At 72.8% G+C, this 14,715-nt stretch carries 13 protein-coding genes; 5 read left to right on the top strand and 8 right to left on the bottom strand.

Annotation, left to right across the window (positions count from 1 at the left end; genetic code table 11):
• The first annotated feature begins 94 nt into the window (after positions 1 to 94).
• A complete protein-coding gene (locus F9278_RS18875; RefSeq protein WP_152169412.1) occupies positions 95 to 1,489 on the top strand; it encodes a cystathionine beta-synthase in 1,395 nt (464 codons plus the stop codon).
• Positions 1,490 to 1,866: 377 nt separating this feature from the next.
• Here the strand turns inward: F9278_RS18875 and F9278_RS18870 are convergent, their stop codons facing one another.
• Positions 1,867 to 2,307: a hypothetical protein gene (locus F9278_RS18870; RefSeq protein WP_152173950.1), complete on the bottom strand. Its 441-nt coding sequence runs from the start codon at positions 2,305 to 2,307 to the stop codon at positions 1,867 to 1,869.
• A 202-nt stretch (positions 2,308 to 2,509) separates the two neighbouring features.
• Between F9278_RS18870 and F9278_RS18865 the strand changes: the two genes are divergently transcribed.
• From F9278_RS18865 to F9278_RS18855, 3 genes are all read left to right on the top strand, one after another.
• Positions 2,510 to 4,090, top strand: a complete 1,581-nt coding sequence (locus F9278_RS18865) for an aromatic amino acid ammonia-lyase (RefSeq protein WP_152169411.1) — start codon at positions 2,510 to 2,512, stop codon at positions 4,088 to 4,090.
• Entirely contained in the window at positions 4,090 to 4,950 is an 861-nt protein-coding gene (locus F9278_RS18860) for a MurR/RpiR family transcriptional regulator (RefSeq protein WP_152169410.1), read from the top strand. Before F9278_RS18865 ends, F9278_RS18860 begins: the two co-directional genes overlap by 1 nt.
• Before the next feature lie 207 nt (positions 4,951 to 5,157).
• Positions 5,158 to 5,730, top strand: coding sequence for a hypothetical protein (locus F9278_RS18855; RefSeq protein WP_193241543.1), 573 nt, complete (start codon positions 5,158 to 5,160; stop codon positions 5,728 to 5,730).
• Positions 5,731 to 5,747: 17 nt separating this feature from the next.
• On the opposite strand, the gene F9278_RS18850 is transcribed toward F9278_RS18855, so the two are convergent.
• From F9278_RS18850 to F9278_RS18820, 7 genes are all read right to left on the bottom strand, one after another.
• Positions 5,748 to 7,109, bottom strand: coding sequence for an APC family permease (locus tag F9278_RS18850; RefSeq protein WP_152169409.1), 1,362 nt, complete (start codon positions 7,107 to 7,109; stop codon positions 5,748 to 5,750).
• A 231-nt stretch (positions 7,110 to 7,340) separates the two neighbouring features.
• On the bottom strand, positions 7,341 to 8,078 hold the full coding sequence (locus tag F9278_RS18845; protein WP_152169408.1) for a lipoprotein: 738 nt from the start codon (positions 8,076 to 8,078) through the stop codon (positions 7,341 to 7,343).
• Between the two features lie 99 nt (positions 8,079 to 8,177).
• A complete protein-coding gene (locus F9278_RS18840; RefSeq protein ID WP_152169407.1) occupies positions 8,178 to 8,552 on the bottom strand; it encodes a roadblock/LC7 domain-containing protein in 375 nt (124 codons plus the stop codon).
• Positions 8,553 to 8,569: 17 nt separating this feature from the next.
• Positions 8,570 to 9,172 (bottom strand): roadblock/LC7 domain-containing protein, encoded by a 603-nt coding sequence (locus F9278_RS18835; RefSeq protein ID WP_152169406.1) that lies wholly within the window; start codon positions 9,170 to 9,172, stop codon positions 8,570 to 8,572.
• A gap of 37 nt (positions 9,173 to 9,209) precedes the next feature.
• The gene (locus F9278_RS18830; protein ID WP_152169405.1) at positions 9,210 to 10,355 is read right to left on the bottom strand and encodes a hypothetical protein; all 1,146 of its coding nucleotides are present in this window, start codon (positions 10,353 to 10,355) and stop codon (positions 9,210 to 9,212) included.
• The gene (locus F9278_RS18825; protein WP_009327980.1) at positions 10,352 to 10,750 is read right to left on the bottom strand and encodes a hypothetical protein; all 399 of its coding nucleotides are present in this window, start codon (positions 10,748 to 10,750) and stop codon (positions 10,352 to 10,354) included. The genes F9278_RS18830 and F9278_RS18825 overlap by 4 nt, the downstream gene beginning before the upstream one ends.
• Before the next feature lie 406 nt (positions 10,751 to 11,156).
• Positions 11,157 to 12,590 carry a type III PLP-dependent enzyme domain-containing protein gene (locus F9278_RS18820; RefSeq protein WP_226966806.1) on the bottom strand — a complete coding sequence of 478 codons (1,434 nt, stop codon included), beginning with the start codon at positions 12,588 to 12,590 and terminating at the stop codon, positions 11,157 to 11,159.
• Between the two features lie 228 nt (positions 12,591 to 12,818).
• On the opposite strand from F9278_RS18820, the gene hutU reads away from it, so the two are divergent.
• Positions 12,819 to 14,483 (top strand): urocanate hydratase, encoded by a 1,665-nt coding sequence (gene hutU, locus F9278_RS18815; protein ID WP_152169404.1) that lies wholly within the window; start codon positions 12,819 to 12,821, stop codon positions 14,481 to 14,483.
• Positions 14,484 to 14,715: the final 232 nt, after the last annotated feature.

Here is a 14,715-nt window from a genome sequence, read left to right as displayed (position 1 = left end):
CCCGGTGGCGGGCGAACAGGGGGGAGAAGGGTGAGGGCGGGGCTTAGGCTGGCGGGACGTTACGACCATCCCTTTTGCGGCTCCGGAGACAACGGTGCAATTTCACGACTCGATGATCAGCCTCGTCGGCAACACCCCGCTGCTGCGGCTCAACAGCGTGACCGAGGGTATCCAGGCGACCGTCCTGGCCAAGGTCGAGTACTTCAACCCCGGCGGCTCCGTGAAGGACCGCATCGCGCTGCGCATGATCGAGGCGGCGGAGAAGAGCGGCGAGCTGCTGCCCGGCGGCACGATCGTCGAGCCCACCAGCGGGAACACGGGCGTCGGGCTCGCCATCGTCGCCCAGCAGAAGGGCTACAAGTGCATCTTCGTGTGCCCCGACAAGGTGAGCACCGACAAGATCAACGTGCTCCGGGCGTACGGGGCGGAGGTCGTGGTCTGCCCGACCGCCGTCGACCCCGAGCACCCCGACTCGTACTACAACGTGTCCGACCGGCTGGTCCGCGAGACGCCCGGCGCCTGGAAGCCGGACCAGTACTCCAACCCCCACAACCCGCTCTCGCACTACCACTCGACCGGCCCTGAGCTGTGGGAGCAGACGGAGGGGCGGATCACCCACTTCGTGGCCGGCGTGGGCACCGGCGGGACCATCTCCGGCACCGGGCGGTACCTCAAGGACGCCAGTGACGGCCGTGTCCAGGTGATCGGCGCCGACCCCGAGGGGTCCGTGTACTCCGGCGGGTCCGGGCGGCCTTATCTCGTCGAGGGCGTCGGCGAGGACTTCTGGCCGACCGCGTACGACCGGACCGTCGCCGACGAGATCGTCGCCGTGTCCGACAAGGACTCCTTCCAGATGACCCGGCGCCTCGCCAAGGAGGAGGGCCTGCTCGTGGGCGGCTCCTGCGGCATGGCCGTCGTGGCCGCGCTGGAGGTCGCCGGGCGGCTCGGCCCGGACGACGTCGTGGTCGTCCTGCTGCCCGACAGCGGGCGTGGATACCTTAGTAAAATCTTCAACGACGAATGGATGGCGGACTACGGCTTCCTGGAGGACGAGGGGCCGAGCGCGCGGGTCGCCGACGTCCTCAGCCACAAGGAGCACGGCGCCATCCCCTCCCTCGTCCATATGCACCCGGACGAGACGGTCGGTCAGGCGATCGAGGTGCTGCGCGAGTACGGCGTCTCGCAGATGCCGATCGTGAAGCCGGGCGCCGGGCACCCGGACGTGATGGCCGCCGAGGTGGTCGGGTCCGTCGTCGAACGGGAGCTGCTGGGCGCCCTGTTCACCCAGCAGGCCTCGCTCGACGACCCGCTGGAGAAGCACATGTCGTCCCCGCTGCCGCAGGTCGGCTCCGGTGAGCCGGTCGGCGACCTGATGACCGTGCTCGGCTCGGCGGACGCGGCGATCGTGCTGGTCGAGGGCAAGCCGACCGGTGTCGTCAGCCGCCAGGACCTGCTGGCGTTCCTCGCCAAGGGCGGGGTGAAGCAGTAGGAGCGCCGCCGACGGGGGCCAAATGCCCGCAAAGGGCTCTCTCCGTCGAAAATTTGCCCGGGGTGCGCGTTTGACTTCGCAGAAGTGGTACGAGCGCGTCACGTCCGCGCAGCACCCGCTTAACACGGGTCCGGCACATTAGTGGGTGTCGGCAGGGGCGGGAGCGGCTCCCCGCTCGGGCCGACAACCGAACGGCGCCAAGGACCTCCGGAGCGGCTCCCGGACCTCCATGGACGCCAAGGACGCGCCAGCCCGGTCCTGACCCGGCCCGCGTCCCTCGCGGGGACCGCCGTCGTCCCGCCCCCCGTCACACGGGGGTGCGGCGGTCCCCGCGCATATCTTTTCCGGACCCCAGGGGTCCGGACCCCTCGCGGGCGTCACTCCTCCCAGCCCGAGTCCCCGTCCTTGCCCCGGCGGCGGCCCAGGGTCGGTGAATTGCGCAGCGCCCAGGCCAGGTTCACGCCCACGATGCCCGCCCAGGTCACGAAGAGGCCGGGGAGTTCGGCGACCCCGCCGCCGATGCCGGAGAGCGGGATGGCGACGACCAGGGAGACGACGCCGAAGCCGTACCGTTCGCCCCAGGTGTCGGTTGACCTGTCGGGGGAGCGGCTGCCACGGGCCACCACCATCTGCTGCTCGGCGACCTGGCGCCGGACCCGGCGGTCCACCGCGCCGTCGATGCGCTGATCGACCTTCTCCAGGAACGAGTCGACGAGCGCGGACTCGTAGTCCTCGCCCAACTCCCTGCGGGCGTGCAGGGTGGCGGCGAGTTCCTTCTTGAGCTCGGTGTCCCCGAGCCCCGCGTCACGGGCATCCATACCGGTCATGCCGTTCACGGTAGGGAGCCGGGGGCCGCTTGGCACTGGGGTTAGCCCCCCTGTTCCCCCCCCTGTTCCCCGGCCGGTTCGCCGGCCGGTTCGCAGTCGTCCCTTGCCCGGCCTGTATAACCTCATGCAGAGTTCTCGGTGTCTGAATATTCGGAGTCCCTTCGGAGTCGGCTCGGGGTTGGAGGCTGGTGGTATGTCCTCTCGGATCATGGGCGCGTCGGACGCCCCCGCCGTCGCGGTGGCGGCCGTTCCGGCCGGCCTCGTCGTCCTGGACGGGCACGCGCTCGGGGTCGCCGACGTCGTCCGGCTGGCCGACGGGAGCGCGCGGCCCGTGCCCGGCAGCGAGGCGATGCGGCGGGTCGAGGCGTCCTGGGACGCGGCCCGGCGGATCGCCGCCACCGGACGGGTGTACGGCCGTTCCACCGGCGTCGGTGCCAACCGCACCGAGGACGTGCCCACCGAGGCCGCCGCCGAGCACGGACTGCGGCTGCTGCGCAGCCACGCCGGGGCCATCGGGGCCGAACTGCCCGCCCGGGAGGTCCGGGCCATGCTCGCCGTCCGCGCCAACCAGCTGCTCGCGGGCGGCGCCGGGCTCCGGCCCACCGTGGTCACGGCGCTCTGCGAGGCGCTGGAGAGCGGGGTGTACCCCGTGGTGAACGAGTTCGGGTCGGTCGGGACGGGCGACATCGCCGCGCTGGCCCAGATGGGGCTGGCCCTCGCGGGGGAGCACCCGTGGCGGGGGCCCGGCGGCGAGGGGCCGTCCACCGTCGGCCTCGGTGTCCCCGAGGCACAGCCGCTCGACAACAACGACGCCCTCGCGCTGATCAGCAGCAACGCGCTCACCCTCGGACAGGCCGCACTCGCCCTGCACGAGCTGCGGGGGCTGATCGCCGCCACCCAGGTCGTCGCCGCGCTGTCGCTGCTCGCCGTGGACGGCTCGCACGAGGCGTACGCGGCGCCCGTGCACCTCGCGCGCGCCCACCGGGGGTCGCGCGAAGTGGCCCGGCGCATGCGGGTGCTGATCGGGTCCGCCGACCGGCCCACGCCCCCGCTGGGGCGCATCCAGGACCCGTACGGCTTCCGGTGCCTGCCGCAGATCCACGGGCCCGCGCTGGACGCGGCCGACGCGCTGGAGGGCGTCCTGGAGGTGGAGGTCAACGCGGCGGCGGAGAACCCGCTGATCATCCCGGAGGACATGGCCGCCTACCACCACGGCGGCTTCTACCAGGCCCAACTCGCCCTCGCCCTGGACCACTTCAGGCTCGCCGTGACCCAGGTGGCACGGCTGTCGACCTCCCGGCTCTCCTCCCTCAACGAGCCCGCGTACACCCGCCTCAAGCCCTTCCTCGCCGATCAGGAAGCCGCCTCGTCGGGGGTGATGATCCTGGAGTACGCCGCCGGGGCCGCCCTCGGTGACCTGCGGGCCTTCTCCGCGCCCGCGTCGCTCGGCCACGCTGTACTCTCCCGGGGCGTCGAGGAACAGGCCAGCTTCGCCTCGCTCGCCGCCCGGCAGACGCTGCGGGCGTGCGGCGCGTACCGGCTCGTCGTCGGCTGCGAACTCGTCGCCGCGGTGCGGGCGTTGCGCCAGCGGGACCTGCGGCCGGATCCGGAGCTGCCCGTCGGGCGGGCGCTGGAGCTGGCGGAGGCCGTGCTCGACCCGGACCCGGCCGACCGGCCGCTGACGGCGGACGTGGGCGCGGCGACCGTACTGCTCGATCGGTTCACCGAGATCTGGACGGATGTCCAGGACGACCTGCGGAGGGGGAGCGTGTGATGAGCGCGGACCAGGGCACGGGCGTGACGGACAGTCCCGCCGCGCGGCTGCAGACGCTCTTCGAGGGGCATCGGCTGACGCCCACCCAGCGGCGTATCGCCCACAGCATGGTGCGGCGGGCGGCCGACGTGCCGTTCCTGTCGAGCGTGGAACTGGCGGAGCTGGCGGGGGTCAGCCAGCCGTCCGTGACCCGGTTCGCGGTCGCGCTCGGCTTCGACGGCTACCCGGCGCTGCGCCGGCATCTGCGGGACGTGGCACCCGCCGACCCGGCGCCGGACACCACCGCGTACAACGAGTACCAGCAGGCCGTCGAGGCCGAGATCGAGAATCTGAGGCATCTGGCCGAGGTGCTCGCCGACCCCGCCCCGGTGGCCCGCGCCGGACGGCTGCTGGCCGCGTCCCGCCCGCTCCCGGTGCTCGGACTGCGCGCCGCCGCATCCCAGGCGTACGGCTTCGCCTACTTCGCCGCCAAGGTGCACCCCGACGTACGGGCGCTGCACGAGGGCGGCAGCATGCTCCACGACCGTATCGACTCCGCCGTACGGGCCGGGGCGACCGCCCTGCTCTGCTTCGCGCTGCCCCGGCATCCCCGCGAGGTCGTCGAGACCCTCGCGTACGCCAAGGAGGCCGGCCTCTTCGTCGTCACGGTCGCCGACTCCGCGTTCGCGCCCGTCGCCAAGGTCTCCGACCTGCTGCTGCCCGCGGCCGTCGGCACCGGGCTGGCCTTCGACACCGCCTGCGCCCCGATGCTGCTGGGCCGGGTGCTCCTGGAGGCCATGTGCGACGACCTGCCCGAGGCGCAGGCCCGCCTTGAGGAGTTCGACGCGAAGGCGGCGAACAGGGGCTTGTTCGTCGAGTAGTCCTGCGGGAGGCTCTCCGGGCCCAGGAAGGTCCGCGATTCTCAGGCGCGTTTCACGTTCGCTGGTTACCGTGCCCGCGACTGTCGGACGACCTTGGGATGTCGCACGACTTCGGGACGTCGTACGGCCTTGGGATGTCGTACGGCCTTGGGATGTCGTACGGCCTTGGGATGTCGTACGGCCTTGGGATTACGGGAGGCGGGGAGCGTGGCGCGCGGAGGGCAGGGGCTTGCTCGGGTGGCCGTCGTGGTGCGGGCCGGGGCGGGGCCGTTGTGGTGGCTGGGAGTGGTCGCGGCGGGGGTCGGTGTGCTGCCGTCGGGGCTGACCGGGCGGCGGATCGGGGTGCTGGCGGGGGCCGTGCTCTTCCTCGTCGTGGCGGGTGCGGTGGCGTGGGCGGGGCGCAAGCGATATCTCGCGCCGGTGCGCGGCGCCGTGCGCGCCGGTAAGCACGATGTCCTCCAGGACCGTGCCGTGACCCTGCGCAACTGGCGGCGGGGTCACCTCTGGTGGCTGCTGCTCGGCTTCGGCGCCGCCCTGGGCTCGTCCTTCGCGCTCCCGGCGGCGGGTGGTCTGCTCCTCGCCGGACTCGGCACCGGCCTCCGCCTCAAGGCGATCTGGGTCGGCCGCCGCGAACTCGCCGCGGGACAGCTCTTCTGGGTCCGCGTGGACTGGTTGTCCGGGCGGGGCGGCCGGCCGACGGGCAAGCGGGTCGCCGGGTACCGCGTCACCGGTATCGAGGCGGGGGACGCGGCACCCGGGGGCGGGCGGCGGCGGTCGTAGGGGCGCGCGGGGGCGTGTCACTCGCCCCGGGCCCGTAGGACCAGCTTGTTCACCGCCCACAGGGCGATGCCGATGGCCAGGAGCACGCCCGCGCGGATGTACACGTCGGCCGGGCGGTCGGCCAGCGGGCCGGCCAGGATCAGCGCGGTCAGGGCGCCCAGGACCGGGAGGGCCGTCGGGGTCCGGAAGTGCGCGTGGTCGACCGGGTCGCGGCGCAGGACGAGAACCGCGATGTTGACGACCGCGAAGACACAGAGCAGGAGGAACGCCGTGGTGTCGCCCAGGCCCTCGATCTCGCCGGTGGAGACCAGGCCGATGGCGAGGAGGGTGACGAAGACGATGCCCACGACGGGGGTGCGGCGGCGGGGCAGGACGCGGGCCATGCCGCGCGGCAGGATGCGTTCGTTGGCCATGCCGTAGCAGAGGCGGGAGGCCATCATGATGTTGATCAGCGCGGAGTTGGTGACCGCGAACAGGGCGATCAGGGCGAAGAGCTTGTGCGGGAAGTCGACCCCGCCGGCCTTCACCACCTCCAGGAGCGGCCCGCTGGAGCCCGCCAGGGTCCCGGAGTCCACCAGCAGCGACGAGACCAGGGCCACCAGGACGTAGATGGTGCCCGTGACCGCCACCCCGATGAAGATCGCCCGGGGGAAGGTCCTGGTCGGGTCCTTCGTCTCCTCCGCCATGTTCACCGAGTCCTCGAATCCCACGAAGGCGAAGAAACCGAGGGCGGTGGCGCCGAGGACGCCGGTGAGCAGGGCGTATCCGGTGCCGCTCGACTCGAACTCGGTGAGCCGGGAGGGTTCGCCGGCACCGCTCAGCACCGCCCAGGCGCCGATCGCGAGGATGATCACCAGACCGGTCAGCTCGACCAGGGTCAGCACGACGTTCGTCTTCACCGACTCGGAGACGCCCCGCAGGTTCAGCGCGGCCAGCAGCACGATGAAGGTGATGGCGACCAGGGTGGGCGGCAGCGCGCCGTTCGTCAGCTCGTCCAGATAGTCCCCGCTGAAGGCACGGGCGGCGGCGCTCGCGGACGACAGGCCCGAGCACATCACCATGAAGGCGACGATGAACGTCAGGAAGGGCAGCTTGAAGGCCTTCTGCGTGTAGAGGGCCGCCCCGGCCGCCTTCGGGTACTTGCCGACGAGCTCGACGTACGAGGCCGCCGTCAGGATCGCCACCACGAAACCGATGACGAAGGGGAGCCTGAGGGCTCCGCCGACCTTTCCGGCGACCTTGCCCGTGGTCGCGTAGATGCCGGTGCCGAGGATGTCGCCGACCACGAAGAGGATCAGCAGTCTCGGGCCGAGCACCCGCTTGAGGCCGCCCTCCTCGGCGGGTGCCGGTGTCGCGGCGGTGCTTTCGGTGGTGGACAAAGAACCTCCCCCGGTCGGTTGTCCGACGGTGGCCCGACGGTTGTCCGACGGTGATCTGTCCGGGGGAGTCCTGCCCGGTCGCGGACGATGGATGCGTTCGCAACCGGTTCTCGGAGCTATCGGATGGGGGTCGAGCGGTGCACGGGGCGGTCGGCGGTTCGGTGCTCCGGTGGTGTCCGGGCGCGGCTCCGGTGGTGTTCGGGCGCGGCTCCGGCGGTGTTCGGGCGGGGCTCAGCCGGTCTTCAGGGTCCGCTTGGCCAGCTCGTACGCCGGGAGCATCTGCTCGTGTTCCTCGGTGTCGAGGCCGCCGAGGTGGACGACCACGGGCCCGTCCGGGGTGACCGTGACGAAGGCCCGCTCCTTCTTGGTCTCGTCCAGGGCCTCGCTGGTGTAGAGGTACGCGACCTCGCTGCCGGAGACATCGGAGTCCGAGGTGAACGCGCTGTACTTCGCCTCGCTGGTGCCGCCCTCGGCCGCCACGAACTCCTTCAGCAGCGCCTGCGCGTCGTCGGCCTTCGCACCGGCCTCGCCGGTCCAGACACGGAGGAAGCCGATGTTCCCGGCCGGCTTGGCGTCGATCTCGCACGCGGCGGTGAACGGGCCCTGGCGGAGCAGCCCTTCGGCCAGCTCGGCGGCGAGGTCGTCCTCCTCGGACCCGCCGCTGCCGCCGGGCGCCTCGGTCTCGACGGCCTCCGGCCGCCACTTCTCGGCCGTGTCGAAGGTGACCGGGAGTTCGCAGGCGGAACCGGCCGCGCCGACGCTGCCACCGCTCCGGGCCGCGTCCTTCCCGCCGTCCTTCGCTTCGGTCGTCGCTTCGGTCGTCGCGTCGGTCCCCGCCCCCTCCGCGGCGCTCGCCGACGGCTTCGCGCCGCCGTCCTCCGCCGGCTCCGAGCACCCCGTCAGCACCCCGGCCAGCAGAGCCAGCAGAGCCAGCTGCGCCAGTACCGTCCCCCGTACCGCTCTTCCCACCGTCACCCTCGTCTCTCGGTTCAGGGCGGACACGGTAGCGGAGGGCTCCGGCGGCGCTCCCCGGGTGGGGTGTGCCGCCGGAGCCCGGTGCCGGGTGGGTCAGACCTCCAGCTCCGCCTCGATCCGCCTCAACTGGTGCCTGGCCATCGCCAGGTTGGCCCGTTTGGCGTCGAGGACCAGATAGATGAAGAGGCCGTTGCCGCCGCGGCCGGTGAGCAGCCGGATCAGGTGGTACGCGTCGGACAGGGTGATCAGGATGTCCTCGATCTCGCCCTTGAGGCCGAGGTGTTCCATGGTGCGCAGCTTGGCTCGGACGACGTCGGTGTTTCCGGCGGCGGCGACATTGAGGTCGAACCCCTTGCTGCCGCCGATCGTGCCCAGTGCCATGCCGCTGGTGTAGTCGACCAGGGCGGCGCCGGTCGCGCCCTCGATGGACGCGAGGGCCTCTTTCAACGCGGTCTCGGTGTTGGCCATGGTGATGCGGTGTCCTTTCAACTCTCACTGGTGGTAGGTGCGTTGGGAGTGGTACGGGGGGTGGGGCGCGGGGTGGTGGCGCGGGGTGTCCGGCGCGGCATGGTCGACCTGACCGTGGTCTTGGCCGGTGGCTGGGCCGGGGTGACGGTCGTCGCCGGGGTGGTGGCCGTGTTCGCGGTCCTCGCCACCGACCGGGCCGGGTTCCTGGTGGCCGCCCTGGCGCCCGCGGCGGCCGGGTCCTCCGGCCGGGGCAGGGCGTCCATCAGCTCGCCGATCCGGCCGCCGGCGCGCCGGCCCTCCAGATGCAGCCGGCCCACGTTGACCCGGTCCTGGGCCAGCAGCGTCAGCACGGCGGAGGAGCCGGCCGCGTAGGTCGCCACATAGCCGTGGTCGCCGCGCAGCAGCAGTTCGCGCAGCTCGCCCCGGCCTGCGGCGTCCGTCATCCGTACGGCGACACCGAGCGCGGCGGCGGTGAGTGCCGCCAGGCCCTCCGGTTCCACACCGGGGGTGTCGTGGGCGAGGACCAGCCCGTCCACACTGGCCGCGAGCGCGCCGGTCAACTGGGGTACACGGGCCCTCAACCGGTGCAGTTCGTCGAGGACTTCGGCCTCCGCGGCCATGAGCTGTCTCCTCTCGGCGGGACGCTCCCGCTGCCGCTCAAAGGGCCTCCAGCGCATCCCTGAGCCTTTGCAGTAGAGCCACGTCGGGGTCTGAGGTGGTGAGCGGCCAAGGTGGGGTGAGGGGTGGTGCCTCGGGTGGGGTGAGGGGTGGTGCCTCGGGTGGGGTGAGGGGTGGTGCCTCGCCGTCGGCCGGGACTCCGGCCGACGGATCGCGGCCTGGGGCGGCCTGCGGAACATGGGCCGGGGCGACCGGCGGGACGGGGCCCGGGGCGCCCGACGACGGGGTGGGGCCCAGGTCGCCCGACGACGGGGTGGGGCTCAGGTCGCCCGACGGGGAGTGGCCGGGGGCGGCGGCCGGTGGGGCGTGGCCGGGGAGCGCCGGTGGGGCGTGGCCCAGGGGGGGGACAGGGGCGGGGCCGTGGTGGTGGGCGGGGGTGTGGTCCGGGCCGGGCGGGAGCGGGGGTGTTCTCGACGGGCCGGGCTGGGCCGTGGATATGAGGCCCGCCGCCGCCAGTCTTCGGACGTCCACCAGGGTGTGGAAGGCCGGGCGCCCCAGGGTCACCGAGATCTCGGCGGCCGTGCGGAAGCCGTTCACCTGGCCGAGCACGGCCCCCTGGCGGGCCGGGACCGGCGGCGCGTCCAGGCCGACGGCCCTGATCAGCGGGGCGTCGTCCGTCGCCGGGTCGGGCCATATCCGGTGCAGCAGGTCGCGGCGGCGCCGGGCCTCCCGCTCCACGGCCGCCACCGGCACCGGGCGGATCGGCCCCAGCCAGTGCGCGGCCCCGTAACGGAAGCTGGCCGGCGCGCTGCTCGGGCCGAGGACGAAGTACGCCGCGTCGAAGAGCGCCCCCGCGTGGCACAGCTCCAGCGCGCCCCGGGCGACCCGGCCGCTGTCCACGAGGAACCGCCCGACCCGCAGCCCGGCCCCGGCCGTGTCGACCGCCTCCCGCCAGCCGTCGGTGTCCAGCATGCCGCCGGTGGTGAGCAGCACGTCGAGGCCGGGGGACCGGGGGCTCTCGGCGTGCACGACCTCGCCCTCCGCCAGATACAGCGAGCCGCTCTCCCGCAGCAGGACGCCGGTGGCCCGCTCGGCGGCGAGCCGGCTCAGCATCGGGGAGACGGCCTGCCGGAAGTGCTCGCCGCGCACGGGCAGCGGGGGCGCCGGGGTGGTGATCACGCTCATGCCAGCACCAGCCGTCCCGCCATCTCACCGAGCCTGATCCGGGCCAGCGCGAGATTGCCGTCCGTACGGGCCAGCCACAGATGCAGGAACACGCTGCTGTCGAACGTCGTCCGCACGAACCGCAGCACGTGGTACGTGTCCCGGTTGCTGACGATCAGGTCCTCGACCGGCAGATCCGCCCCGGACCAGTCGGAACCCTCCTCCGGCGCGAACGCCCGGTGCTCCGCCGCGAGCCGCGCCAGCTCCGCCGCCTCCGCCGCGGTCGTCTCGTGGTCACCGCCGGGTGCCTCCCCGACCGTGCCCAGGGCCAGTCCGCTGGTCCAGTCGACCACCGCGGCGCCCAGGGCACCGGGCAGCCTCATGGCCTCCACCAGACACTCGTCGATTCCGGGCACCGTGGCTCCCCTCCTGCCTGCGGTTCGGCTGAGTGACGCAGACGCTACGCAACGTGTGCGCGAGGAGTGAGCGATCTGGCATTTTCCAGCGGAACATGCGGACAGGCGACTAAGGTGGGTCGACTTGCCTGGTTTTCACCGCTGTTGGGGTCCGGGCGGCGTGCCGACGCGCTGAGGTGGGCCTATGCGGCTGCCCCGCATGCAGGGCGCGGAGGAGCCGCCGGGCACCCATCATTCTGGGGGTGGTGAGGGGCGTAGGAGCGGGAGCAGTTGTCACCGCCGGGCGCCCCCGGGCAACCCGGGGCGCGGGGCAGCGACATGTGCGGCTCCGCCGCGTGGGCGCGATCAGCCACGGACAACCCGCAGCCGCCATCCCACAGTTCCCACCCGAATGCGAAGGCGGCCGTCAAAGCCCCAACAGCCCCGCCCGCTCAACTCCCCCCGCCTCGGCCACGATCTCCTCCACACTCTGCGCCCGCCGCACCACCGCGAACCGCATCCCGCCCTCCCCCGGCGCGTACCCGTAAATACCTGGCCGAGGAAGGGAGATGTACGCGTAGTGGTGCGCGAAGTAGTACGCCCCGGTGTCCAACGCGCCCGCGTAGTCCCCGGGTTCGAACAACGGCAGCGACCGCCCCTCGGCCAGCAGATCCCCCGCGAAACAGGCGGGCCCGGCCACGTCCTGCACCACCCCCGGCCCCTCCTTCACCCGCCCCTTCGCGTCGTACGCGGCGATCCGCAGCGGCCAGGACCCGGGCGCGTACACCGTCCGCGTCGCCACCTGCACCCCGGCGTGCGTGACCGCGATGGCCCGCCCGCCCGCGCTCTTGGTGTACTCCACCCGCGCGACTACCGTCCCGTGCTTCGCCAGCAGCGACCGCCCGAACTCGGTCACCAGCCCGTACCGCCCGTCGAACAGCCCCGGCACCGCCTCCGCCAGCAGCCGCGCGTACTGCTCGTACGTCGGTGTCGCCGCCTCCGACGCGAAGTTCACCGGCAGCCCGCCGCCGATGTCGATGGTGTCGATCTGCCGCCGCCCGATCCGCCGGTTGATCTCCTCCGCCAGCTCGTACGTCTCCGTGATCCCCCGGGTCATCAGCGACAGGGGCATCCCCTGCGACCCGGTGTGCGCGTGCAGCCGGCTCAGCCAGGGCCGGTCCAGATACGCCTGGACGACCCACTCCCGGGCGCCCTCGTCCCGGAGTGCCACCCCGAACTTCGAGGTGGCCGTCGCCGTGGACAGCGCGTCGATCGCCCCGGCTCCCACCTGCGGATTCACCCGGATGCCGATCGGCGAGCGAGTGGTCGCCGACCGGACGAGGGCGTCGATACGGTCCAGCTCCTGCGGATTGTCCGCGTTGACCGCGATGCCCAGCGCCAGAGCCTCCCGCAGCTCCGCCGGGGTCTTGGCGGGCGAGTCCAGCACGGTCCGCCCGGGTGACACCCCGGCCGCCCGCGCCAGGGCCAGCTCCCCGGCGCTCGCCACCTCCGCGCCGATCCCGGCCTCGCGCAGCAGCCGCAGCACCGGCACCAGCGGTGTCGCCTTCACCGCGAACGCGTGCAGCACCGGTGTCCCCGGCGCCGTCACCGCGTCGAACGCCCTGCGCAGCGCCCCCGCCGAGGCCCGGATCCCGGTGACGTCCAGCAGCGCGACGACCGGGGTGCCGGGGCCGAGCAACCCCCGCTCCACCGCCGCCCGCACGGCCTCGTCCCGCCGGGCCGCCCGCTCGCCGTCGGTGTCGAACAGCCGCAGCGTGCGCTCGGCGTCTGCCTCGTCCTGCGGGTGGGCCCGGCCCCCGGCCGGCCCCTCCCCAGCGATCCCGTTCGTCACGTCTCCCATCTCTTCCCCCGCTGTCATGTCGTCCGCCGCGTCATCTGCCGTCTGCCGTCTGCCGTCTGCAGCGCTGTCCGTCGTGCCGTCTTCGCTGTCGTCGTCCTGGCCCGGATGAGGGCCGATGTGTCCAGCCAAACATCCGAGGCGCGTCGGCGCTGGCCCTACGGCCGTATTGACTAGCTCTATTCATCAAATCAGGATGTGAATAGTTGCTGTAAAGCGAGGAGGCAGACCGTGTCAGGACCCCGCCCCGTCCGAGCGCCGCGAGGCACGGAACTCAGCACCCTGGGCTGGCAGCAGGAAGCCGCCCTGCGCATGCTGCAGAACAACCTCGACCCCGAGGTCGCCGAGCACCCCGACAAGCTCGTCGTCTACGGCGGCACGGGCAAGGCCGCCCGTGACTGGCGCTCCTTCGACGCCATGGTCCGCACGCTGCGCACCCTCAAGCAGGACGAGACCATGCTCGTCCAGTCCGGCCGCCCCGTCGGTGTCATGCAGACCCACGAGTGGGCCCCCCGCGTCCTCATCGCCAACTCCAACCTCGTCGGCGACTGGGCCAACTGGGAGGAGTTCCGCCGACTGGAACAGCTCGGGCTGACCATGTACGGCCAGATGACCGCCGGCTCCTGGATCTACATCGGCACCCAGGGCATCCTCCAGGGCACCTACGAGACCTTCGCCGCCGTCGCCGCCAAGAAGTTCGGCGGCACCCTCGCCGGGACGATCACCCTGACCGCCGGCCTCGGCGGCATGGGCGGCGCCCAGCCCCTCGCCGTGACCATGAACGACGGCGTCGCGATCTGTATCGACGTCGACCCGCGCGCGATCGAGCGCCGCATCAAGCACCGCTACCTCGATGTCAGGGCCGACAGCCTGGAACACGCCCTCCGGCTCGCGGTCGAGGCCCGGGACGCCCGCCGCCCGCTCTCCATCGGCCTGCTGGGCAACGCCGCCGAGCTGCTGCCGCGCATGCTCGCCGAGGGCGCCCCCGTCGACATCGTCACCGACCAGACCTCCGCGCACGACCCGCTGGCCTACCTCCCGGTGGGCGTGGACTTCGACGACATGGCGTCCGCCGCCGCCAAGGACCCGGCCGGCTTCACCACCCGGGCCCGCGAGTCCATGGCGCGGCACGTCGAGGCCATGGTCGGCTTCATGGACGCCGGAGCCGAGGTCTTCGACTACGGCAACTCCATCCGCGGCGAGGCCCAACTCGCCGGATACGAGCGGGCGTTCGCCTTCCCCGGCTTCGTCCCCGCCTACATCCGGCCGCTGTTCTGCGAGGGCAAGGGCCCCTTCCGGTGGGCGGCCCTCTCCGGCGACCCCGCCGACATCTCCAGGACCGACAGGGCGATCCTCGACCTCTTCCCCGAGAACGAGTCCCTCCACCGCTGGATCAAGATGGCCGGCGAGCGCGTCCACTTCCAGGGCCTCCCGGCACGCATCTGCTGGCTCGGCTACGGCGAGCGGGACAAGGCGGGCGAGCGCTTCAACGACATGGTCGCCTCCGGTGAACTGGCCGCGCCGCTCGCGATCGGCCGCGACCACCTCGACTGCGGCTCCGTCGCCTCCCCCTACCGCGAGACCGAGGCCATGCTCGACGGGTCCGACGCGATCGCCGACTGGCCGCTGCTCAACGCGATGGTCAACGTGGCCTCCGGGGCGTCCTGGGTGTCCCTGCACCACGGTGGTGGCGTGGGCATGGGGCGGTCCATCCACGCCGGCCAGGTGACGGTCGCCGACGGTACGAAGCTCGGCGGCGAGAAGATCCGCCGGGTGCTGACCAACGACCCCGGCATGGGTGTCATCCGGCACGTCGACGCGGGCTACGACATCGCGGAGTCGGTCGCCGATGAGCGGGGAGTGCGGGTGCCGATGCGCGAGGGTGGCGACGCGTGACCCGAAGCGAGGGCGGACGAAGCGGAGACTCCCCGGTGGGGGTCGATGCCTCGTCGCCGACCGCGGGCCCGGCTGTGCCCATCCGTTCCGCCCTGCGGAACGACTGCCCACAGCCTGTACGGGGAAGTGACCGGTCCGACGGGGTGCGGCCTGAGGTGGCCGACGGCGGCCACCGGCCCGCGGCTGTGCCCGGTGGCGGTGGTGCGCAGCCCGTCGCCGGCGGTGCCTCCTT

This window comes from Streptomyces phaeolivaceus (genome assembly GCF_009184865.1).
Classification (GTDB): Bacteria; Actinomycetota; Actinomycetes; order Streptomycetales; family Streptomycetaceae; genus Streptomyces; species Streptomyces phaeolivaceus.
The sequence above is the reverse complement of the archived record's forward strand: the minus strand, read 5'-3'. Positions and strand labels throughout refer to the sequence as shown.